At 30.7% G+C, this 21,695-nt stretch carries 17 protein-coding genes, 1 tRNA gene and 1 other annotated feature; all 18 genes read right to left on the reverse strand.

Annotation, left to right across the window (positions count from 1 at the left end):
• Positions 1–303: 303 nt before the first annotated feature.
• Positions 304–1,683 carry a UDP-N-acetylmuramoyl-L-alanine--D-glutamate ligase gene (gene murD, locus B2694_RS09345; protein WP_346885501.1) on the reverse strand — a complete coding sequence of 460 codons (1,380 nt, stop codon included), beginning with the start codon at positions 1,681–1,683 and terminating at the stop codon, positions 304–306.
• A 555-nt stretch (positions 1,684–2,238) separates the two neighbouring features.
• Complete coding sequence (locus B2694_RS09350; RefSeq protein WP_346885502.1) at positions 2,239–3,630, reverse strand: glycine--tRNA ligase; 1,392 nt, start codon at positions 3,628–3,630, stop codon at positions 2,239–2,241.
• Between the two features lie 79 nt (positions 3,631–3,709).
• Positions 3,710–3,876, reverse strand: a binding site (T-box leader).
• Positions 3,877–4,007: 131 nt separating this feature from the next.
• A tRNA-Asn gene (locus tag B2694_RS09355) sits at positions 4,008–4,082 on the reverse strand.
• A gap of 254 nt (positions 4,083–4,336) precedes the next feature.
• The gene (gene lysS / locus B2694_RS09360) at positions 4,337–5,842 is read right to left on the reverse strand and encodes a lysine--tRNA ligase (protein ID WP_414632727.1); all 1,506 of its coding nucleotides are present in this window, start codon (positions 5,840–5,842) and stop codon (positions 4,337–4,339) included.
• 66 nt (positions 5,843–5,908) lie between these two features.
• Positions 5,909–6,388, reverse strand: a complete 480-nt coding sequence (gene greA, locus B2694_RS09365; protein ID WP_346848858.1) for a transcription elongation factor GreA — start codon at positions 6,386–6,388, stop codon at positions 5,909–5,911.
• Positions 6,389–6,521: 133 nt separating this feature from the next.
• Complete coding sequence (gene dusB, locus B2694_RS09370; protein ID WP_346885504.1) at positions 6,522–7,499, reverse strand: tRNA dihydrouridine synthase DusB; 978 nt, start codon at positions 7,497–7,499, stop codon at positions 6,522–6,524.
• 8 nt (positions 7,500–7,507) lie between these two features.
• Positions 7,508–8,287, reverse strand: a complete 780-nt coding sequence (locus B2694_RS09375; RefSeq protein ID WP_035130756.1) for a type III pantothenate kinase — start codon at positions 8,285–8,287, stop codon at positions 7,508–7,510.
• 175 nt (positions 8,288–8,462) lie between these two features.
• Positions 8,463–8,645 (reverse strand): hypothetical protein, encoded by a 183-nt coding sequence (locus B2694_RS09380; RefSeq protein ID WP_035130754.1) that lies wholly within the window; start codon positions 8,643–8,645, stop codon positions 8,463–8,465.
• A 6-nt stretch (positions 8,646–8,651) separates the two neighbouring features.
• Complete coding sequence (locus tag B2694_RS09385) at positions 8,652–8,822, reverse strand: hypothetical protein (protein WP_346885505.1); 171 nt, start codon at positions 8,820–8,822, stop codon at positions 8,652–8,654.
• Positions 8,823–8,927: 105 nt separating this feature from the next.
• Positions 8,928–10,067 carry a sodium ion-translocating decarboxylase subunit beta gene (locus B2694_RS09390; RefSeq protein WP_346885506.1) on the reverse strand — a complete coding sequence of 380 codons (1,140 nt, stop codon included), beginning with the start codon at positions 10,065–10,067 and terminating at the stop codon, positions 8,928–8,930.
• A 16-nt stretch (positions 10,068–10,083) separates the two neighbouring features.
• Positions 10,084–10,488 (reverse strand): biotin/lipoyl-containing protein, encoded by a 405-nt coding sequence (locus tag B2694_RS09395; RefSeq protein WP_346885507.1) that lies wholly within the window; start codon positions 10,486–10,488, stop codon positions 10,084–10,086.
• Positions 10,489–10,513: 25 nt separating this feature from the next.
• Complete coding sequence (locus B2694_RS09400; RefSeq protein ID WP_346885508.1) at positions 10,514–10,888, reverse strand: OadG family protein; 375 nt, start codon at positions 10,886–10,888, stop codon at positions 10,514–10,516.
• Positions 10,889–10,900: 12 nt separating this feature from the next.
• Positions 10,901–12,385, reverse strand: coding sequence for a carboxyl transferase domain-containing protein (locus B2694_RS09405; protein WP_346885509.1), 1,485 nt, complete (start codon positions 12,383–12,385; stop codon positions 10,901–10,903).
• 304 nt (positions 12,386–12,689) lie between these two features.
• Positions 12,690–14,360, reverse strand: a complete 1,671-nt coding sequence (locus B2694_RS09410; RefSeq protein ID WP_346885510.1) for a formate--tetrahydrofolate ligase — start codon at positions 14,358–14,360, stop codon at positions 12,690–12,692.
• A gap of 189 nt (positions 14,361–14,549) precedes the next feature.
• Positions 14,550–16,565, reverse strand: coding sequence for an ATP-dependent zinc metalloprotease FtsH (gene ftsH / locus B2694_RS09415; protein ID WP_346885511.1), 2,016 nt, complete (start codon positions 16,563–16,565; stop codon positions 14,550–14,552).
• A gap of 154 nt (positions 16,566–16,719) precedes the next feature.
• The gene (hpt, locus tag B2694_RS09420) at positions 16,720–17,259 is read right to left on the reverse strand and encodes a hypoxanthine phosphoribosyltransferase (protein ID WP_346885512.1); all 540 of its coding nucleotides are present in this window, start codon (positions 17,257–17,259) and stop codon (positions 16,720–16,722) included.
• On the reverse strand, positions 17,252–18,682 hold the full coding sequence (gene tilS / locus B2694_RS09425; RefSeq protein ID WP_346885513.1) for a tRNA lysidine(34) synthetase TilS: 1,431 nt from the start codon (positions 18,680–18,682) through the stop codon (positions 17,252–17,254). The genes hpt and tilS overlap by 8 nt, the downstream gene beginning before the upstream one ends.
• Before the next feature lie 167 nt (positions 18,683–18,849).
• On the reverse strand, positions 18,850–21,252 hold the full coding sequence (gene spoIIE, locus B2694_RS09430) for a stage II sporulation protein E (RefSeq protein ID WP_346885514.1): 2,403 nt from the start codon (positions 21,250–21,252) through the stop codon (positions 18,850–18,852).
• Positions 21,253–21,695 lie beyond the last annotated feature (443 nt).

Genomic DNA, 21,695 nt, shown 5'->3' on the forward strand with positions numbered 1-21,695 from the left:
ACTTCATTCTGATACAGCCCCAAATAGTTGTTCTATTCATACAGGTTTCAAGGAGATTTACCATTTGTATAACCAGATTAAAATAAATATTAAAACGTGAAGTACAATAGCGTGTCATTATTACTTATAACTAACAAGCTAATATAATCTTCTTATAGTATGCTTTACAATTCAATTGACATTATGATTAAAAAAGTAAATTCCTAGAAAACAGTAAATCAAAACTGCGTTCTAGGAATATATCTATCTATTGTTAAGTTAATATAAAGTATTATAGATATATATTTTTTTAATAATGTTCTATTACTTTAAGTTCTTAACCACTTCTTTAAACCTATTTCCTCTAATCTCAAAGTTTTCAAACATATCAAAACTTGTGCATGCCGGAGCTAATGCAACTATGTCTCCACTTACTGATATTTCTACTGCTTTATTTACAGCTTCTTCTAACGTATCAACCATATGAATATCAACATGGATACCTTTTTCATTTTTTAATTTGTCAAAAACTTTTTTAATTTGTTCCTTAGCTTCCCCAAGCAAAATCAATGATTTAATATATGGATATCCTTCATATGCTAATGGATCAAAAGGAACTTTTTTGTCACGTCCTCCAGCAATTAATACTACTGGTTTTTCAAAAGCTTTTATACCTGCTAATGTTCTAGTAGGACTTGAAGCTATAGAATTATTATAATATTCTACATCTCTATAGCTTCTTACAAATTCATTTCTATGTTCTACACCTTTAAAAGTAGTTGCAACTTCTCTCATATATTTTACATCCACATCATCCGCTATTAAAGCAAAGGCTGCTAATAAATTTTCTATATTATACATACCTTTCAGCAATACTTCACTTTTATTACATACCTTTTTACCTTTTGCAAAAATATCTCCATCTTTATAATAAGCTCCATTTTCTATAACACTATTTCTACTGAAAGTATAAAGACGCCCATTTTCTTCCCCTTTAATATTTCTTGTAACATCATTATCTTCATTTAACACCAACAGGTTATCTTTATTTTGATATTTAAATATATTCTTTTTGGAATCTATATATTCTTGTAAATCTATATGCATATCTAAATGATTAGGTGATAAATTTGTAATTAAAGCTACTTCTGGAGATGTATCCATAGTCATAAGTTGAAAACTTGATAACTCAAGAACAACCTTGTCATCTGGTGATATTTCTTCTATTTTTGTGAATAATGGGGTACCTATATTCCCTCCAACCCAAGTTTTGAAACCAGCCGCACTTAAAATACTATATACTAAAGATGTAGTTGTTGTTTTTCCGTCGCTTCCTGTTATACCGTATATTTTAGCAGGACAATATCTTAAAAACTCCTCCATCTCAGATGTTATATATGCACCTTCATTTTTGGCTATAGTTAATTCTTTACTATCAATTCTCATAGATGGGGTTTTAAAGATAACATCAAAACCATGCAAATTAGATAGATATACTTCTCCCAATTCAAATTTAACTCCTTTGCATTGATACTTGTCTACAACTTCTTTAAGTTTTTCTATATTCTTTTTATCAAATGCAGTTACTTTAGCTCCTAAGCCAACAAGGAAATCTATAAGTGGTATATTGCTTACCCCTATTCCTACTACTGCTACATTTTTATCCTTAATAAACTTCTTAAACTCACTAAAATTTCTTTTCATTCTTATTCCTCCAGTACCGCCATATATTAGCTTACTTCTATACTATAATTATATCACTACATCAGACTTAAAAAAACTCTATGAAAAATACTTATTCTATTTATTGCAAAAGTTCCCCTATTTTCTTTATTTTCGCCTATTTTCCCCTTTAATCCACTAACTTTTCAATGTTTTTTCAATTTAATTTATTATTTTTTTAAAAAGCTATTGCTATGAGTTTTTTAATATGCTATAATCTGTTTGTGCCGTAAGTAAAGGTGTTAAAACTTTTCCCCAAAGGTTTAACATTGCACATAACATATCCCCATGATTAAACCCTATTTTTTACCGGATGCAAATCCGGTTATTTTTTTATCCATTTATATAAATCTCCATTAATGAACCTTTAAATACAATATCCATTTAAATTTTAGACTACAATACATTTTTAAACACCCTTAATTTATCATACCAATATATTTTTACTTTACATATTCAACTTGCTATATTCTTTATTATAAAATAACTCCAAGCAAATTAATGCCTAGAGCTATTTTAAATCTATATAGACTTCTATTAAAATTCCATTTTTTCTTCTATATAAGACACTAGATTACTTATTGGCATTCTTACTTGTTCCATAGTATCTCTATCCCTTACTGTAACACTCTCATCTTCTATAGTATCAAAGTCAATAGTAATACAGAATGGTGTTCCTATTTCATCTTCTCTTCTATATCTCTTTCCTATACTTCCAGCCTCATCATAATCCACATTAAACTTTTTAGATAATATTCCATATACATCAAGAGCCTTTTCACTTAATTTCTTACTAAGTGGAAGTACCGCAGCCTTAAATGGTGATAATGCTGGATGAAGATGCATCACTGTTCTAACATCTCCACCTTCTAGTTCTTCTTCATCATAAGCTTCACACAAGAATGCTAATGCAACTCTATCAGCTCCTAATGATGGTTCTATACAGTATGGTACATATTTCTCATTAGTAGTTGGATCTAGATAAGATAGCTCTTCTCCTGAATGTTCCATGTGTCTTTTTAAGTCATAGTCTGTTCTATCAGCTATTCCCCAAAGTTCACCCCATCCAAATGGGAATAAAAACTCTATGTCACAAGTAGCATTACTGTAGAATGATAGTTCTTCTTTTTCATGATCTCTAAACCTTAGATTTTCCTTACCCATTCCTAAGTTAAATAAGAAATTCTTACAATATTCCTTCCAATATTCAAACCACTCTAAGTCAGTTCCTGGCTTACAGAAAAATTCAAGTTCCATTTGCTCAAACTCCCTTGTTCTAAAGGTAAAGTTACCTGGAGTAATTTCATTCCTGAAAGATTTACCTATTTGAGCTATTCCAAAAGGTACTTTCTTTCTTGATGTTCTTTGAGCATTTTTAAAGTTTACAAAAATACCTTGAGCTGTTTCTGGTCTTAAATATATTTCATTTTTACTGTCTTCAGTTATGCCTTGGAAAGTTTTAAACATAAGATTAAACTTTCTTATATCTGTATAATTCATTTTCCCACACTTTGGACAAACCACATTATGTTTTTCAATATATTCTTTATACTCTTCATTAGTCCATCCATCAGCTACAGCTACTTCTGCGCCTTCTGAAACCATATGATCTTCAACTAACTTATCAGCTCTAAATCTAGCCTTACATTCTTTGCAATCCATTAATGGATCAGAGAATCCACCTACATGACCTGTTGCTACCCAAACTTCTGGATTCATCAATATTGCACAATCCAAACCTATATTGTAAGGATTTTCTTGAACAAACTTTTTCCACCATGCTTTTTTAACGTTATTTTTAAATTCCACACCTAAAGGACCATAATCCCATGAATTCGCAAGTCCTCCATAAATTTCAGACCCAGAAAATATAAATCCTCTATTTTTACATAAAGCTACCATTTTATCCATCGTTAATTGTTTTGCCATGTTCATTACCTCCATCAATGTTTTTATTATTAATTGCAATTAACAAATTAATATTTGTAAATAAAAAAACTTTAACCAATTAAGGGACGAAATTAATCCGCGGTTCCACCCTTATTAGCTAAAGCTCATCTTTAAAATTTATCACTAACTCAAAAGCTCCCTTCATAATATTGATTTAATGATTTACACCCGCCATCATCTCTCTTTAAAATCTTTATTACTACTTTTCTTTATCATCGTTATTATTCAGTTTTTAATATTATTATCCTCACATCATATTATAATTCAAAATAAAATTAAAATATTATTTTGTTATATTGTTTACTATAACAAAATAAGCCGACTTAAAAGCCCGCCGTAAGTTATCTTATAAAAAATGGCTCCGCGAAGAGGATTCGAACCTCCAACCTATCGGTTAACAGCCGAGTGCTCCACCGTTGAGCTATCGCGGAATATTTAATTCATATTTAGATTATATCATATTAAATGTAAATTTCAACACTATTTTATAAAATTTAAAAAATAATTTCTTTTGCTTACATTATATGAATACTTTAATATTTTATCCAAAAATCTTTTTAATATGCAATAATTATTTAATATCTCTTTAATTATATTATATATTAAATTAGCACCTTAACATTTTACCCAAAAATTATTTTAATATGTAATAATTTTTGGGTAAAATTAATTTTAAAATTATATATTATTGTAGGGGTTTCATTGTTGGGAATAGTATAACATCCCTGATGGATACTGAATCAGTTAAGAACATTACTATTCTATCTATACCAATTCCAAGTCCACCTGTTGGAGGCATTCCTACCTCAAGAGCACTCATGAATTCCTCATCAATTAGATAAGCCTCATCATCTCCAAGCTCTCTTTCTTTTGCTTGTTGTTCAAATCTTTGTCTTTGAACTATAGGATCATTTAGTTCTGAATAAGCATTACAAACTTCTCTACCATAAACAAATCCTTCAAATCTCTCAGTAAATGCTTCATTTCCACGTTTTTTCTTAGTTAATGGTGATATTTCTACTGGATAATCACAAAGGAATGTTGGTTGAATTAAATGTTCTTCGGCATATTCTTCAAATAAACCATTTAATATATCTGCCTTTGTACAATCTTTTAATTCCTTTATAAATTCTAAATGTTTTTCTTTTGCAATTTGTCTAGCTTCTTCATCTGTCTTAATTTCATTGAAGTCTACACCTGCATATTCCTTTACAGCATCAATCATAGTAATTCTTCTCCATGGTGGTGTAAAGTCTATTTCAGTTCCTTGATAATTTACTTTAGTGCTACCATGAACCTTCTCACAAGCATATGCAACTAATTCTTCTGTTATTTTCATCATATCGTTATAATCAGCATAAGCTTCATATAATTCTATCATTGTAAATTCCGGATTGTGTCTTATACTCATTCCTTCATTTCTGAAGTTTTTACCCATATCATATACTTTTTCAAGTCCACCAACTATACATCTTTTTAAGTATAACTCGGTAGCAATTCTTAAATACATATCTATATCTAAGGTATTATGATGAGTTACGAATGGTCTTGCAGCTGCTCCTCCAGCTATAGGAGATAAAATAGGAGTCTCCACTTCTAAGTATCCTCTATTATCTAAGAATTCTCTTACAGCTTTTATAATTTTTATTCTATTAATAAAAGTATCCCTTACATCTTTATTCATTACTAGGTCTACTTCTCTTTGTCTATATTTTAAATCTAGATTTTTAAGTCCATGCCATTTTTCTGGAAGTGGTTTTAATGATTTAGAAATTAAAGTTACTTTGCTAGCTTTAACAGAAGTTTCTCCTGTCTTTGTTACAAATGGTATACCTGTAACTTCTAAAAAATCACCTATATCAAAAGTTTTTGCATCTTTAAACTGTTCTTCTCCAACCCTATCAAGTCTTATATATACTTGCATTTTACCAGATCTATCATGAATATCGCAGAATCCAGCTTTTCCTTGAATTCTTTTAGACATAAGTCTTCCTGCAATTGTAACTTCTGTTTCTTGAAGTTCTTCATAGTTATCCTTTATTTCTTGAGCCTCATGAGTTCTTTCAACCTTATATACGTCAAAAGGGTCTTTTCCTTGGGCTTGAAGATCAGCTAGTTTTTGTCTTCTTATCATTACTTGTTCATTATATTCAGCTTCTTGAGCTTGTAATTGTTCATTATCTACTACAATTTCTTGTGAATTATCATTGTTAACTTCTGTAGCCATAGACCATTCCTCCTAGTTTTTCATTTATGATTATCTATTAATTTCCAATACTTTATACTTGTTAATTCCATCTGGAGTTGATACTTCTATAATGTCTCCTGTTCTTTTCCCCATAAGCGCATTTCCAACAGGGGACTCATCTGAAATTTTATTTTCATAAGGATCTACTTCAGCAGAACCAACAAGATAAAATTCTATTTCTTCATCAAATTCATAATCAAACACTTTTACACTTGTTCCTATACTAACCATATCTTTAGGAATTTCACTTTCATCTACCACAGATGCATTTCTTAGCATATTTTCAAGTTGAATAATTCTTCCTTCAACAAATGCTTGCTCATTCTTTGCTTCGTCATACTCTGAATTTTCACTTAAATCTCCATATCCTAAAGCAACCTTTATCTTTTCTGTTATTTCCTTTCTCTTAACTGTTTTTAAGTACTCTAGCTCATCTTCAAGCTTCTTTATTCCTTCGTAAGTCATCACGTATTTTTTAGCTTCGCTCATTTTTCTCTCCCCTTCAATCTTACTAAATAATTCTATATCATTATAAATACTCAATTGTATCATATATAGTCTCTATAATCTTTGATTAATTATAAAACAGCTGCAATTCCTTGTCAATGAAGGTATATTTATATTAAAAATACCACTTTTCATAATTTAATTTATATTTTTCTAATAAATCATACATTTCATCATAGGATATAGCAGAGTTGATTTTATCTTTAATTTCGGTACAATTCCTTAATCCCTTAATATACCATGCTATATGTTTTCTCATTTCTCTTACAGCCTTATTTTCATCAAAGAACTTTACGGCTCTATTCAAATGAGTCATGCACATATCTATTCTTTCTACATCAGTAGGCCTCACTATATAATTTCCATCAATTCCTTGTTTTATCTCTTTAAATATCCAAGGATTTCCCATAGCACCTCTCGCTACCATTATACCATCACAATTAGTTTGTTTCCTCATATTTATAGCATCTTCAGCCTCGAAAATATCACCATTTCCAATGACAGGTATAGAAACAGCTTCCTTTACTTGCTTTATTATATCCCAATCCGCCTTACCTTCATACATTTGCTCTCTAGTTCTTCCATGCACCGTTATAGCATCTACTCCTGCATCTTCTAAATATTTAGCAAACTCCACAGCATTTATGTTATTTGAATCAAAACCCTTTCTAAACTTTACTGTAATAGGCTTATTTGTAGACTTCTTCATTTCTTTAACAATTTCGCCAGCAAGCTTAGGATTTTTCATCAAAGCAGAACCTTCTCCATTTTTAACTATCTTTGGTACTGGACATCCCATGTTTACATCTATAATAGCAACTCCATCCATGTCTTGAATAGACTCACAAGCAAATGCCATTATCTTTGGCTCACTTCCAAATATCTGTAATGCAACTGGCTTTTCTTCATCACTTATTCTCATAAGGGTTCCGGTATTTTTACTATTATAATATAACCCTTTTGCACTAACCATTTCTGTATAAACTAGTCCACATCCCATTTCTTTACATATACCTCTATAAGCTATATCAGTAACTCCTGCCATAGGAGCTAGAAATACAGGATTTTCGAAGCTTATATTTGAAATTTTCATTCTATCACCTATTCTCTGTTCTTCTCGTATATAATTCTAAGTCCTTCTAAAGTTAAGAATGGTTCAACTTTATCTATAGATTTTGATCCCTCTGCTATAAGATTAGCAAGACCTCCTGTAGCTATTACCATAGGATTTTCCTCACCTAATGCTATCATTTCCTCTTTAATTTTACTTACGATAAAATCAACTTGACCTATATAACCATATACAATACCCGCTTGCATACTAGCTACTGTATTTTTGCAAATAACTGTTTCTGGTTTTATAAGCTCTACTCTTGGAAGTTTAGCAGCTCTTTGGAATAAAGCATCTGAGGATATTTTTATACCTGGCGATATAGTTCCGCCTATATAATCTCCATTAGCAGCTACTGCACAAAAAGTAGTCGCAGTACCAAAATCTATAATAACTAATGGTTTTTTATACATTTCATGAGCTGCTACTGCATTAACTATTCTATCTGCTCCTACTTCTTTAGGATTATCATATTTTATATTTATTCCAGTTTTTATTCCAGGACCTACTACTAGAGGTTTTTTGTTAAAAAACTTTCTAACCATATGTTCTAGGGAATACATTATATTTGGAACTACTGATGAAATAATAACTCCTGATATATCACTAACCTCTAGCTTGTTGTAAGCAAAAAGCTGTGCTACTTCTATCATATATTCATCAGAAGTTTTTCTATTATCTGTAGATAATCTCCACTCAACTATTAATTCCTCATTCTTATAAATACCTAATACTATATTAGTATTTCCTACGTCTAATACGAATATCATAATCATGTCACCTCTATATAATTAAAAGCAGCTTTTAAGCTGCTTTTTAAATGTTCCTAATTATTATAACACATTTAACACTTTAACTATATAATTTAATTAACTTTTTTAAGTTAATACTACTTAATGTGTTAATGAATTTTATGTAATATCACTCTAGACTACTCTATTATGTTTATATTAGATTATTACTATTTATTATATCCAACTCATCTTTAAAAATCTCATATAATTCTTCTTTTAATGTTCCATCATTGGAATTATTCAAAATATTCAGATATAACTTTTTTAAATTTTCCTCTTTCTTGTTTATATAATTTCTTCTAATATTTTTTTCCTTATCCTTACCATTGAACATTGGCCCCTACCTCCCTATAATATTTTTTAAAGTCTTTACATGATTATTATGTCTTACAATAGAGTCCTGTGCCTTGTTGTCAATTTCTTGGACAGGTATGTTTGTCAGATAACTTTTATAACTTTTAATAATCTCATTTTCTTTTTTAATTAGAGATTGAATCATTATATCTTTCATAATAATCGCCTCCTTTTTTTTATTATTATCAAATAAAAAAGGGTATATACCTTTATTTTAAAAGTACATACCTTTTTTATAAACTATTTACAATTTAACTTAATATTAAGCTCCAAATAAGGTTAATAATACACCTGCTGCAACTGCACTTCCTATAACTCCAGAGACATTTGCCCCCATAGCATTCATAAGTAAGAAGTTAGTAGGATCTTCCTTTTGACCTACAACTTGAGAAACTCTAGCTGCCATAGGTACTGCTGATACTCCAGCAGATCCAATTAATGGGTTTATCTTACCTTTAGTTAATTTACACATGGTTTTACCTACAAGTACTCCTCCTGCTGTAGCTATAGCAAAGGAAGCCACTCCAATTATAACTATTCCTATGGTTTTAGGATTTATAAAGGCCTCTGCTGTTGCAGTTGCTCCAACAGAAAGTCCAAGGAATATAGTAACTATATTTACTAAGGCATTTTGTGCAGTATCTGAAAGTCTTCCAACGACTCCAGACTCCTTAAATAAGTTACCAAGCATTAACATTCCTATTAATGGCAATAAGGATGGTAATAATAAAGTTACCATTATAGTTACAACTATAGGGAATACAATCTTTTCTATTTGCTTAACTTGTCTAAGTTGTCCCATTTTAATTCTTCGCTCTTCTTTAGTTGTAAGAGCCTTCATTATTGGTGGTTGTATAAGTGGCACTAGTGCCATATATGAATATGCTGCCACTGCAATAGGTCCTAACAAGTGTCCTGCTAGCTTATTAGTTAAGAATATAGCTGTAGGACCATCTGCTCCTCCTATAATTCCTATAGATGCAGCTTCTTGTGGGGTGAATCCAAAAAGAATAGCTACTCCAAAAGCAAAGAAAATACCAAATTGTGCCCCTGCTCCCATAAGTACACTAGATGGATTAGCAAGTAATGGGCCAAAATCCGTCATTGCTCCTACCCCTAAGAATATAAGCGGAGGGAATATTTCCCACTTAACTCCTCTTGATAAGTAATATAACAATCCTCCTACTTCCTTACCTACAGGTTCAGCCATGATATTACCTAATGGTATGTTAGTAAGTAACATACCAAAGGCTATAGGTAATAACAAAAGAGGTTCAAATTTTTTACCAATTGCTAACCATATAAAAACTAAAGATACTCCTATCATCACTGCTTGCTGCCATGTTAAGGCCGCAAACCCAGAAGAGGCAAACAAATCCTTAATTACTTCAAAAACATTCATTTAATTTGACCTCCTATTATCCAATAACAGCTAATATATCTCCAGTATTAACTGCGGCTCCTTGTGTTACATTTATCTCTACTACAGTTCCATCTGCTGGAGCCATTATTTCATTCTCCATCTTCATAGCTTCAAGTACAAAGAGAACCTCTCCTTGTTTAACTGTTGCCCCTTTAGTTGCAAGTACCTTAACTATTGTTCCTGGCATTGGTGCTTCCACCTTTGCACCATCTGCTGTCGATGCAACTGGTGATGCAGCTGGAGTTGATGACACCGCTGGAGCTACTGGTTGTGTCGGTTGTACTGGTTTTGCTGATGCTATTGGTGCTGCTGGTGCTACTAGGGTAGCAAATTCACCCTTTACCTCTTCTACTTCTACTTGATATAAACTTCCATTAACTGTAACATTATATTTTTTCATACGAAATATCCTCCTAACAACGCTTCTATTTAATAGAAGCATTTCTCCAACTTGAATTATTATTAATCCTTTTTATACTCTTTATATTTAGTTCATCTAGTGGTTTACCAGTATGAGCAGATATTGATGCCATTATAGCTGCCACTAACTCATATTCTTTATTAATATCTACTGCTTGCACAGTGTTATCAACTTCACTTACCGTAATTGATTCCTCTTTAGGCTCATCATTAGTATTGGATTTCTTTTTATAATCTCTTCCTAATAAAAAGCTCTGTAACTTAATTATTATCATAAGTGCTATTAATACTCCAAACACTATTATCATAGCAATGGCAGCTACACCTAATGCAAAGGATAAATTATCTAAAGTGAAGTTTCTGAATAATGTTTCTTTCATATTTTATTCCTCCTAAACTAGTGTACTACCATGTGTTTTAGGATATTTTAATTCTCTTTTACTTTGTAACATATCTAGCATAGCAAATATCCTTTGCTTGCTTTCGCTTGGTTTTATTACATCATCTATAATTCCCACCTTAGCTAAATTATATGGACTTGTTACTTCATCATAATATTTAGCAATTACATCTTTTTCCCCTTGTTTATGTTCCTCTGAGTTAAATATCTCATCTCTGTGTAATCCTTTTATATATTCTTCTGGATTTGTTAAACATACCTTTGCTGTTGGCCAAGCCATTGTGACATCAAAAGCTGATTCTCTTGAAGCCAATACTTCATATCCAAGGCCATATGCTTCTCCAATAATTAAAGAAACCTTTGGAACTGAAGCATCAATTAACGAATACACAAGCTTTCCTATATTTTTAGCAAGTCCATTATTTTCTTCTTCTAAAGAAACTGATGCTCCTTTGGTATCTACTAAACTTAAAATTGATATATTGAAACTGTCACATAATTTTACAAAACTTGCAACTTTATTTGATCCTAAATTATCAATTTCTTTATTGCTAGAGTTTAATATAACTCCAACTGTCAAACCGTTGATTTTTCCCAGTACAGTTCTAAAGTTTGCAGCAAACCCTCCATATATATCTATAATACTATCTACATCAGTTATAGTATTTAATATTTCATCTAAGGAATAATTGTCCTTTTCAACCATTTCATCAAGATTTAGCTTACTTAAATTTAAATTTAAATCTTCATTACTAACAGTAGGTAATTCTAAATTATTTGATGGCATATAAGAAATTATATTTCTCACAACTTGGAATGCTTCATTTTCAGTAGCAGTATTTATGTGCGCATTACTATTTTTATTAGCACTTACTCCGTTGCTCACCATTGATTTATCCACATATTTACCTTCTTTTTCAGTAAGCTTCCCTAAAGAAGATACACTTAAATCGCTTATTTCATCTACAGCAACCACTATATCACTCATTGTACCAATTAATGATGCTATCCCATTACAAGGACCACAAATAATTGATATTCTTGGAACTACACCACTTAACTTAGCATACTTATTTAAAACTAATCCATAGGAACCAAGTAATTCTATTCCTTCATTTAATTTTCCACCTATGGAATCAATAACTTGAACTACAGGAGCACCTATTTTAGCAGCATTATCAAGAATATTTATTATTTTTCTTCCCATAGCTTTTGTAAAAGTTCCACCTTCAACTGTATAGTCACAACTATATATAAATACTAGTCTACCATTTACAGTTCCGTGACCAGTAATTACACCGGCTCCATTGTCTGAAACAAGAGCACCAATTTCTACAAATGTTCCTTCATCTAATAATGCAAGAACTCTTTCTCTCGCTGTAAGTTTATTTAGGTTGTGTTGCATTTGCAATTGACTATCTCCACCACCTAAATGTGATGTCTCTTTAAGCGAATTAAACACTTCAAGTTTATTCATTTTACTGCCTCCTGACATATTAACTTTACCGTATATAATAATAACACATTTAACACCATTTGTATATATTCATTGCAAGTTTTAATTCATTTTTCTGTGAATTTCTTATTTAAAAATTTCTACAATTTAGATAATCTTAGTTATAGTATTCTGTTTAAATAAATTTTAATTCCTGTCTATTAAAATTTATAAAAAAAACTAATCCTATGAAAATCATAGGATTAGTAAATAAATTTTAATTTTTAATTATATCTGATTAATTATTAATCTAATTAATATATAATATAATTTAAATTTAAAGAATTTAGAATAGACCTTCTATAGTTCCATCTTCATGAATATCTATTTTATTTGCAGCAGGAACCTTTGGAAGCCCCGGCATAGTCATTATAGTTCCTGTTAGAGCAACTATAAACCCTGCTCCATTTGATAATTTAACTTCTTTTACAGATATATTAAATTCTGTTGGTCTTCCTAATAAAGTAGGATTGTCTGAAAGAGAATTTTGAGTTTTAGCTACACAGATAGGTACCTTATGAAGTCCTAATTTTTCGATTTCACTAATCTGTTTTTTAGCCGATGCTGTAAACTCAACATCATCTGCTCCATAGATTTCCCTTGCAATAACTTTTATTTTTTCTTTAATGCCGAGTTCTTCATTATATAATACTTGGAATTTACTTTCTTTATTTTCAATAGTTGAAATAACTTTATTAGCTAAGTCTTTTCCACCTTCTGCTCCTTTTTCCCAAACTTCGGTCAAAGATACTTCTACATCCTTAGCTTTACAGAACTCTTCTATGAACTTAACTTCTTCATCACTATCTGATATGAATTTGTTTATAGCCACAACTACTGGAACATTAAATTTTTGTATGTTTTCTATTTGTTTCTCTAAATTCACAACACCTCTAGATAATGCTTCTACATTTGGAATATTTAATTCATCTTTTTTAACTCCACCATGATGTTTTAATGCACGAATTGTTGCAACTATAACTACGCAGTTTGGTTTTAATCCTCCATACCTACATTTAATATCAAAGAATTTCTCTGCTCCTAGATCTGCGCCAAATCCTGCTTCAGTAATAGCATAATCTCCTAGCTTTAGCGCCATTTTAGTTGCAAGTATACTGTTACAACCATGAGCAATATTTGCAAATGGCCCTCCATGAATTATTGCTGGCGTATTATCTAATGTTTGTACTAGATTAGGTTTTATAGCATCTTTCATTAGCATAGCCATTGCACCTTGAACTTTTAAATCTTTACAATATATTGGATTTCCATCAAGGTCATATGCCACAAGTATTTTCCCAAATCTCTCCTTAAGATCCATAAGATTGTTAGATAAACATAGTATTGCCATAATTTCAGATGCAACAGTAATTGTGAATCCATCTTCCCTTAAAAACCCATTAGGCTTGCCACCCATACCAACTACTATATCTCTAAGAGCTCTATCATTCATATCTAAAACTCTTTTAAATATAATTCTTCTTGAATCTATTCGAAGTTCATTTCCTTGATGAATATGATTATCTATAGCTGCTGATAACAAATTGTTTGTTGTTGTAATAGCATGCATATCTCCCGTGAAATGAAGATTTATATCTTCCATTGGTACTACTTGAGCGTATCCACCACCTGCAGCACCTCCCTTAACTCCAAAAACTGGCCCTAATGAAGGTTCTCTTAATGCTATAACAGCATTTTGGCCTAAACTGCAAAGCGCTTGACCAAGTCCTATAGTTACTGTAGATTTTCCTTCTCCTGCTGGAGTTGGATTAATTGCTGTAACTAATATAAGTTTCCCATCATCCTTATCTTTTCTATTTGCAAGAACATCTAGGGATATCTTTGCTTTATACTTTCCATAAAGATCTAAATCAGTTTCAGTTAAACCTAAGGTTTTTCCTACCTCTAAAATTGGTATCATCTTTGAACTTTGAGCAATTTCAATATCAGTTTTCATAAATTAACCTCCCAAGTATTATATTTATTTGTATTATTTTTTCAAAATTCAGAAATAAATTAAGCTATGATAACTATAAATATAGTTGTCTCAATAGTTTCTTCAATACACTTCCATTTTCAAGTTCATTATAACATAATTACTTTTATAAAAAAAGCACAGCAATAGCTGTGCTTTTAAAACAATGTATTAACTTTCTTTATATGTGTTACTCTCATTGTTTGAAATTTCTTCTATTTGATTTTCATCTGTTGACACTTCATCATTAAGAGCTTCTACATTCCAATCCTTAAACTTATCATTAGAACTAATACTATTTTCTTCTACAGGAATATCATTTTCCTCTTTCGGAGAATCTACCACTACTTTTTCCGCATCAAATTCTGCAAGAGTTTTTCCTTCCATTATTGCATTAAATTCTTCTGCAGTAAGTTTTTCTCTTTCAAGTAGAGCTTTTGCAACATCATGAAGTTTATCTATATTCTCTTTGAGAATAGTCTCTGTTCTCTCATAAGCCTCATCAATTAAAGCTTTAATTTCTCTATCTATCTTAGATGCAACCTCTTCAGAGAAATCTCTTGTTCTTCCAAAGTCTCTTCCCATGAATACTTCACCATCATCTTTTCCAAAAGATATAGGTCCTAGAGCATCTGTCATACCATATTCCATAACCATCTTCTTAGCTATTGATGTAGTTCTATCTATGTCATTTTTTGCGCCTGTACTTATGTCTCCAAGAATTAATGCTTCAGCAACTCTTCCACCTAAAAGACCAACCATATCATCTCTAAGTTTAGACTTAGATGTATATGCTGTATCTTCATTAGGTAGATGTAACGTATATCCTCCTGCCATCCCTCTTGGAATAATACTAATTTCATGCACAGCGTAAGAATTAGGTAAGTATTTAGATACTACTGCGTGACCTGCTTCATGATATGCAGTTAAATTCTTATCTTTCTCACTAATAACTCTAGATTTCTTTTCTGGTCCAGCCATTACTCTAGTTATAGATTCTTCTAACTCTTCCATAGTTATAACTTTTCTTCTAGCTCTAACAGTTAATAAAGCAGCTTCATTCATTAGATTTTCAAGGTCTGCCCCAGTAAATCCTGGTGTTCTCTTTGCAAGTATTTTTAATTCTACATCTTCATTTAAAGGTTTATTCTTAGAGTGAACTTTTAATATTTCTTCTCTTCCTTTAATATCAGGTACACCAACAACTATCTGTCTATCAAATCTACCTGGTCTTAAAAGAGCTGGGTCTAAAATATCTGGTCTATTTGTAGCCGCTACCATTATTATGCCTTCATTTACACCAAATCCATCCATTTCAACAAGAAGTTGGTTTAATGTTTGCTCTCTTTCATCATGGCCTCCACCCATACCAGCACCTCTTTGTCTACCTACAGCATCAATTTCATCTATAAATATTATACAAGGAGAGTTCTTTTTCGCTTGTTCAAATAAGTCTCTAACTCTTGAAGCTCCAACTCCAACAAACATTTCAACGAAATCTGACCCTGATATACTGAAAAACGGAACTCCAGCTTCTCCAGCTACTGCTTTTGCTAAAAGAGTTTTTCCTGTTCCTGGAGGACCAACTAATAGTACTCCTTTTGGAATTCTAGCTCCTACTTCCATATATCTCTTAGGATTTTTAAGAAAATCCACTATTTCTTCAAGTTCTTGCTTTTCTTCATCAGCTCCAGCTACATTTTTAAAGGTAACCTTTTTATCACCGTCTAAAGGTACAGCCATCTTAGCTTTACTTTTACCAAAGCTCATAACACCACGGCCGCCTCCGCCTCCGCTTCCGCTAGATTGATTCATAAACATTACCCAAAATAACACTACCATTCCTATCACAAGAAGCGTAGGTAAAATTCTCATCCAAACTGGAACTGTAGCAGGTGGATCATATTTTTCATTCATATTAGGGTTTGGATTTTCTTTAAGTATTTGAGAATACCTTGATTGTAAAATATTTACACTGAATTCAGTACCATCACTTAATTTACCTCTTACCGATGTACCATCAGACGATGTTTGTATGGCTGATACTTGTTTTTGTTGCATATATTTTTCAAATTCTGTTACACTTATTTCTTTTAAAGTTCCTGTACTATCGAATAATGATAGTGCAGAAAATATAACTAGTATTAATACTAAAAACCAAATTGTTGCACTAGAAATTTTTTTCATTTAAAGCCCCCCTCTCTCTACGGTTCAATATCACTAAAAATTCTATCATATGAGTTTTTCCTTTACAACATCAATAATATTAATTATTAATGAACTACTATTCTACTCTATTTTAAAAATAAATAAGATTATACCTATATAGTATAAAACTTTACTACTTCATATATACGTGTTCATCTAATATTCCTATATAAGGAAGATTCCTATAAATTTCAGCATAGTCAAGACCATATCCTACTAAGAAATAATCCGGAACATCAAAACCAAGATACTTAACATCTAGTTCTTCCTTTCTTCTTTCAGGTTTATTAAGTAAACAAGCTATTTCAAGACTCCTTGGATTTCTAGCACCTAAGTATTTCATAAGATATTTAAGAGTTACTCCACTATCTATAATATCTTCTACTATCAACACATCCTTGCCTTTTATTTCAAAATCTAAATCCTTTATTATTTTTACTATTCCTGAAGATTGTGTAGCGTCTCCATAGCTAGATACAGCCATAAAATCCATCTTACATGGTATAGTTATGTTTTTCATTAAATCAGACATAAACATTACTGAACCCTTTAGAATACCAAGTACAATTAAATCTCTCCCTGCATATTCCTTTGATATTTTAACCCCTATTTCTTTAATTTTTTCTGTCAAAACCTCTTCAGTTAATAAAACTTCTTTAATGTCCTTATTCATGTTTTTCCTGCCTTTCCACACTTACTTCTATAATTTTTTTTACTCCTTCATGGATTTTAAATTTATCACTTACTTTATATCCTATTATCCATGAAATATCTTCATCAAAACAAAGCAGAGGCACAAAATCTCTTTCTTCTCTTGGAATCTTTAAGTCTATAAATATGTCCTTTAACTTCTTACTGCCTTTCAGCCCAAGAGGAGAAAATCTATCCCCATTCCTTCTAAATCTTAATGTTATATGTTTTATATTAGTACCATTAAAATATTTTATGTTATCATTAGATTTAAAATTCATTTTTTTGTCACTATCTATATATCTTATATATACTTTAAGTCCTAGCTCTTCAAAATAATTATTACCCATATTAAGATTTATAATAGTATCTATATCAACTTTACATTGTTTTTTTTGCCTTGTTATTTCAATATTACCGTATACATTCTTGATTAATATTTCTTTTGGAACAATTGTAAACTTTCCTGTACCAGATTTTTGTAAGTTTATAATATTATCGATATGTATGCTTTGAATATTATTTATATCCCCTTTGACTTCTAATAGAGCTTTTCTTATCACTCTACTTACTAAAGATGGATGAAGATAAAATACATCTTTATATATTATAACCTTATCTTCTCCTATATCACAATATTTTTGAAAAACTTTGATTGCATTTTCTTGAATATAATCCTCATCACGTTTGATAAGTTCACACATTCTATTTAAGGTTGTAATTATATCCGCGTTAAAGTTTTGTTGTATATAAGGTATCAACTCTAATCGGATCTTGTTTCTTGAATATATAGGCTCATAATTTGTTTGATCTATTCTAGCCGGAAGACTGTTTTCTTTACAGTAACCCTCGATTTCTTGTCTGCTCACATTTATTATCGGTCTTATATATACTTCATCTCTTACAGGTTTAATTCCTATAAGCCCTTCTATTCCAGTTCCTCTCATTAACCTCATAAGTACTGTTTCTGCTTGATCATTAACATTATGAGCTAATGCAACTTTATTTGCATTAAGCTTTTTTAGAAGCTCTTCAAAAAATTCATATCTAGCATCCCTACCAGCCATCTCCGTGGAGATATTGTTTTCACAAGCTATTAAGTTTATATCTACAGACTTGCTAAAGAATTCAATTTGATTTTCTTTGCAAAACCTTCTACAAGTAGCTTCATCCTCATCTGATTCACTACCTCTTAACATATGATTCACGTGAGCTGCATATAGTTTTATATTATAATCATCTATTAATGTAGACAAAACATGCAATAAACTTATAGAGTCAGGACCTCCAGATAATGCAACTATAACTTTGTCTCCTCTATTTAACATTCCATTTTCTTCAATAGTTTTGATAACTTGATTTCTAATACTATTATTATGTACTTTCGGCCACTCTTTATCTCCCATAAAAACACTTCCTAAAAATATAGTTTTAAGTCATAATATCATAAATGTAAGAATTTTAAAACAAATATAATAAAAAAAATGAAGAAATGTTTACACACCTCTTCACTTTTTTTATTACAACCATTATAAATTAGCTATAATTAACTTTCCAATTTACTTAACCCAAATTAAGCTGTGTGAACTCTAGAAACCATAACTGTCATATCATCCTTAACCTTATTTTTTCCTATTCTCTTCGCTTCATTAATTATACCCTTAGATAGTTCCTCTGGACTCACATTATCATTTCTACATAAATAATCCAATATCCAATCTATCTTTCCACTAGATTCTTCATCACAGTCTGTAACTCCATCTGTTAACATAACAATCAAATCACCATTTTTTACTTTCTTACTATGAATTTCTATATCTGCTTCATCTAGTATTCCAATAGGTAAACTTCTAGATTTAATAATATCTATGGTATCACCACTCTTTACAATACTAGCTACTGCTCCCACCTTCATAAAATCTACTTCTCCACTATACAAGTCAATTGCACTTAAGTCTACTGTAGAGAATTTTTCATCCTCTGAAAATTTAAGGCTCATTATAGAATTAACTGTATTTATAGCTGTAGTTCTGCTAAAGCCCGCGCTTGTAAATTTCTCAATTAATTCAACTACAGCCTTACTTTCTCTTCCTGCCTGTGGACCTGAGCCCATTCCATCACTAATAACCATCATGTAACTACCATCATATCCTTCTCCAAAGTTAAAATTATCTCCAAAGATAGTTTGTCCATCTTTGCATGCCCTAGATACGCTAGTAGTTACTCCAAACTTAGGTACTTCTTCAAACATAGCTGTACACTTATTAGTTACAGGATTAATCTTACAACCGTCTGCTTTTAATTTCATTTTATAATCCACACAATCATTAATTAAAGGTAGTATTTTTTTTACACATAAATTTCTTCCATTACAAGAATTACAGGTTATCTGTATATTCAATCTTTCATTCTTATCTTTTATTGCAAATACATCATCAGCTTCTATATCGTACTTTTCAAGAATTCTCATAATCTTTTTTTCTGAATCTTTATCTTCATTAAAGTCTGCTGAAAACTCTTCCATAATCTCATCTACAGACTTAGCCATGTTATTGAATTGATTTGCAATCAGCTCTCTGCCCTCCGCTAATCTACTTCTCCACATTTCACTTATAATAAATTTATTTATAATATCTTCTGTATTTCTTATTAGCGAAGCCTTCCTTATACATTTCTTTTCTAATAACTGTGGAAAAATGTTAGTTTTATTCTGAGCACTTTCTAAAAGTTCTCCAAAAGCCTTATAGGTATTTATCATTTCTCTTCCCCAACATATTCCACATGTGTCACAGCTATTACATACTCTATTAGCTAAATTCTCTATAAGCCCACTACTTTTAGTACTCATATCTAGCTTATCATTATCAGCTAAATTATTCAACGTACCAGCCATATTTAGAAGCACTTCAGAAAATTTATCTAACCTATCTGTGAAAATTCCTTTTACTTTATTAGCATATCCTTCTTCATATCTTTTGCTTTTTTTCTCTACATCTAACTCCCCAGATATAGTTTCATATATACCATTAGGTATAACTATAAATAACGCTGCAGCTAAAATCCCTTCTGCCAATATAAATTGTGAAATCCCTTCAGGTATATAAGTAGCTATATATATCTTCATTATGCAAAATACTATAAATGATGCTAAAGACGAAATCAACTTTCCACCTTCTCTAAATATCCCTGAAGTCAAGGCGCATACTCCCAATACTGTTGCATAACCAAAAATATTTTGACTAGACATTCCCACAATTACACCCATCGCAATTCCTGCTGTAGCACCTATGCTTGTACCACAAACATAACCTATAATAGATACAACGGCAATGCTTAATACACTTAAAATTGATATATTGAAAACTTCAATACCCCAAGTACCTGCAATTATTAAAGCTATTAATATACTCATAGAAACTATTTCTTCATTTGAAAATAAATGCTTTGTTCTTATGTTTTTAAAACTATTAATACTATACTCCAGTATTAAGTAAACAGGTATTATGCTTACTCCTTCTAATGCAGTATTTCCAAGTGCCAACAGTAGTGTATACTGATTCACTAACATAGTATATGCAAAAATCATTATTAAAGTTGCTCCTATAATAACAAACTTTTTAATATTCCTTTTTATAAAACTATTTAAAATTAAACATATTATAACCAAAGTTGGAACTATAGTTATATACATTAATGAATTCTCTAATACACCTATTGTAGTTATGTAGCCCAATATAGATCCCAATCCAACAAATAAAGATAACTTGTTATCCTCTAAGAATAGTATTGTAAGTAAAAATGCAATCCCAAAAGGTGCAGATTTGTTTATCATTATTACTCTACTAACTAATATAGCAACACAGAAAAACACAATACTCTTCGCTACTATTTTTGCTCCGTCACCATCCCTATCATTACTAATAACCATACTGCTTTTTACTCTTTTATACGTCCTAATATTTTCTCCATATTGCATAATAATTTCACCCACCTGTATTTTTTTTACAGGTTAATTATATCAATACTCTTTGGAAATAAATGTAATTTAATGGAGGCTTGCATAAGGAAATTTATTACAATAAACTCCATTTTACCTCTGTTTTCATTTTTAGTTTATGGTTCTAAATTATTAAGTTATTCCGCTTATAGTATGACTTTAGTAAATTTATACCTCTTAATTTTCTTATCTTCGTATATTATATTTTTATGTCATGAATAATAATTATAAAAGGTTTCATGGGGAAAATATTTTTCATATAAATATAATTAATTAATATACTTATATTTATATTCATTTTTAAAATCTATTTATAAATTCAATTCATTAAACTTTATTATAAATTAAATGATGTTATTTAAAAGAAAAAAGCGGATTGAATATATATTCAATCCGCTTTTATGGTTGCGGGGGCAGGACTT

The sequence above is a fragment of the Clostridium sp. UBA4395 genome (assembly GCF_002390995.1).
Taxonomy (GTDB): Bacteria; Bacillota; Clostridia; order Clostridiales; family Clostridiaceae; genus Clostridium_J; species Clostridium_J sulfidigenes.

Coding starts and splice junctions, on each gene's coding strand:
- B2694_RS09410 (WP_346885510.1), bottom strand. CDS start 14,360: ATGAAAACTGATATTGAAATTGCTCAAAGTTCAAAGATGATACCAATT.
- spoIIE (WP_346885514.1), bottom strand. CDS start 21,252: ATGCAATATGGAGAAAATATTAGGACGTATAAAAGAGTAAAAAGCAGT.
- B2694_RS09390 (WP_346885506.1), bottom strand. CDS start 10,067: ATGAATGTTTTTGAAGTAATTAAGGATTTGTTTGCCTCTTCTGGGTTT.
- dusB (WP_346885504.1), bottom strand. CDS start 7,499: ATGAAAATTTCAAATATAAGCTTCGAAAATCCTGTATTTCTAGCTCCT.
- B2694_RS09350 (WP_346885502.1), bottom strand. CDS start 3,630: ATGGCAAAACAATTAACGATGGATAAAATGGTAGCTTTATGTAAAAAT.
- murD (WP_346885501.1), bottom strand. CDS start 1,683: ATGAAAAGAAATTTTAGTGAGTTTAAGAAGTTTATTAAGGATAAAAAT.
- greA (WP_346848858.1), bottom strand. CDS start 6,388: ATGAGCGAAGCTAAAAAATACGTGATGACTTACGAAGGAATAAAGAAG.
- B2694_RS09400 (WP_346885508.1), bottom strand. CDS start 10,888: ATGAAAGAAACATTATTCAGAAACTTCACTTTAGATAATTTATCCTTT.
- B2694_RS09405 (WP_346885509.1), bottom strand. CDS start 12,385: ATGAATAAACTTGAAGTGTTTAATTCGCTTAAAGAGACATCACATTTA.
- B2694_RS09375 (WP_035130756.1), bottom strand. CDS start 8,287: ATGATATTCGTATTAGACGTAGGAAATACTAATATAGTATTAGGTATT.
- tilS (WP_346885513.1), bottom strand. CDS start 18,682: ATGGGAGATAAAGAGTGGCCGAAAGTACATAATAATAGTATTAGAAAT.
- B2694_RS09395 (WP_346885507.1), bottom strand. CDS start 10,488: ATGAAAAAATATAATGTTACAGTTAATGGAAGTTTATATCAAGTAGAA.
- hpt (WP_346885512.1), bottom strand. CDS start 17,259: ATGAATAAGGACATTAAAGAAGTTTTATTAACTGAAGAGGTTTTGACA.
- ftsH (WP_346885511.1), bottom strand. CDS start 16,565: ATGAAAAAAATTTCTAGTGCAACAATTTGGTTTTTAGTATTAATACTA.
- B2694_RS09385 (WP_346885505.1), bottom strand. CDS start 8,822: ATGAAAGATATAATGATTCAATCTCTAATTAAAAAAGAAAATGAGATT.
- B2694_RS09380 (WP_035130754.1), bottom strand. CDS start 8,645: ATGTTCAATGGTAAGGATAAGGAAAAAAATATTAGAAGAAATTATATA.